We start from the raw sequence: 1,774 nt of genomic DNA, 5'->3' as shown, positions 1-1,774 counted from the left end.
TTGCAAGCTTCATCATTTGGCAATTCTTTTATAAAGTTTAGTATGCTTTGTCCTTCAAATACTTCCATAACGACTGTTTTTAAAGACATAAAAATACAGAAACTAAATGACTAACTCAAAAATTATTTTCTTTTAAAGCGACAATATCATTATAATTCAATTTTAAACCATTTTGAATTAAAAATTTTATAAAATCGATTGTTCTACCTCTTTCAATTAATCTAATTATTGGATAAAATGAATCTGAAACATCAAATCCTCTAACAATTAGAAATCTTAATTTTTCAATATCTTCTGGTCCGTGGTAATACATTTTTTTAACGAAATCTCTATTTGTAGTGTTTATATATTTAACAAATTCTATTCGTTTATTTTCTTCACTTTCTTCCCAATCCCTTTTTAATTTGTCTTTACGGGCTTTTAATCTTTCTAATTCTTTTTCTATTTCAATTCTTGGATTTGCTTCATCAAAAGTTAATTTGTTATTTAAATTTTCTATAAATGTTTCAAAATAAAAATCTTGATTTGAATCTTTTAATATTGAATCTAAACTATCATTATATTCATTTAGTTTAAGATTGATTTCTTTGACTTTATTTTGAACTTCTGCCTTTCTTGCTTGTTTCTCTTTTGTGGTCAATTCAAAGTTGTTAGAAAAGCTATTATATTCAAGTATATCTTTTAAAATATCGATATCCTCTAAAATATTATCTATGTGCATATCTCGATTCAAATTAAATTTAGTATTGTTTAGACTTTATTTTTTTAATTTTGTGAACTATTGCTAACTTCTCCGTTGCCATAATTCTGTTGCGACTTTTTAAACACTAATTTTTAATTAGAACAAAAAACCAGCGATTGTTTATAGTAGCTTTTTATAAGCTGTGAATATTAGAAATTATTATTACACGGACATTCTTCAACATAATTTTCTTCATAAAAATTCATAAATTTAGTAACTGCATTAAATGTTTCATCATATTTGAAGTTGAGAATTTGTTTGAATAAATCTATTTGTAGTTCTCCAGTATTATCCGATTTTGTATGAATTATTTTATCTCTCAATTCTTTTAACTTGGTTATATTATCGTTTGTTGGTGTTGACTTTGAGAAGAAATTTTTATTGTCATAAAATTGAGGTAAAACTTTTTTTAGTTTATCCCAAAATGGGATATATTCTTGAATTTGGGTTTTATTATAAATTTCAGTTCTGTTATTTTTTTTCTCTGAATAAACTTTATTTTCGGGTAATAAATGATTTATAAAACATTCAATAGAAGTAAACAGATTTATAATGCATGAACTTGAATATCCATAAAACTTATAAAGTACTTCACTATTCATTTCATTAAACTTTTCAACATCTTTTAATTTTGATAGCAATTCAGTTTTGCTAATTTTTCTTTCGATATTTTGTCTATATGAAAAATCAAAATGTACAAGAGCAAAATCTGGTAAAGGCATAGTAATATGATGTCCATTGTCATTATATATAAAAGCAAATAGAGCACCATGGTCAGAAGTGTTTAAAATTACATTATGAGATTTACTTACTTTTTTTAATTCCTCTTTAGTGATTTTTTCTCCGGCTATATAGTTTGAACTTTTTTCAATGTCTAATGCTTTAAGTTGTTTTTCAAATAAATATTTTGAGTTATACACTTAATATCTGTTTTATGTTTTTTTGATAAATCGGTTTTGCATTCACCATTCTTTCTATGGATTTATGAAAAATACTTGTTTTAAATTGAGAACGGTTTATCCTAAAACAAAA

General features: G+C 24.1%; 2 protein-coding genes and 1 pseudogene. All 3 read right to left on the bottom strand.

Features of this window, described 5'->3' with window-relative positions:
- Positions 1–115: 115 nt before the first annotated feature.
- Positions 116–721, bottom strand: coding sequence for a CDK-activating kinase assembly factor MAT1 (locus GTZ96_RS18105; protein ID WP_161645292.1), 606 nt, complete (start codon positions 719–721; stop codon positions 116–118).
- A gap of 170 nt (positions 722–891) precedes the next feature.
- Positions 892–1,662, bottom strand: coding sequence for a hypothetical protein (locus GTZ96_RS18100; RefSeq protein ID WP_161645291.1), 771 nt, complete (start codon positions 1,660–1,662; stop codon positions 892–894).
- Positions 1,655–1,774 (bottom strand): annotated as a pseudogene (locus tag GTZ96_RS18095) (IS1595 family transposase); the annotation flags it as partial. The pseudogene GTZ96_RS18095 and the gene GTZ96_RS18100, both read right to left, overlap by 8 nt.

The sequence above is a fragment of the Flavobacterium undicola genome (genome assembly GCF_009909155.2).
Lineage (GTDB): Bacteria > Bacteroidota > Bacteroidia > Flavobacteriales > Flavobacteriaceae > Flavobacterium > Flavobacterium undicola.
Note: the sequence above shows the minus strand (reverse complement) of the source record. Positions and strands in the feature narration are given on the sequence as shown.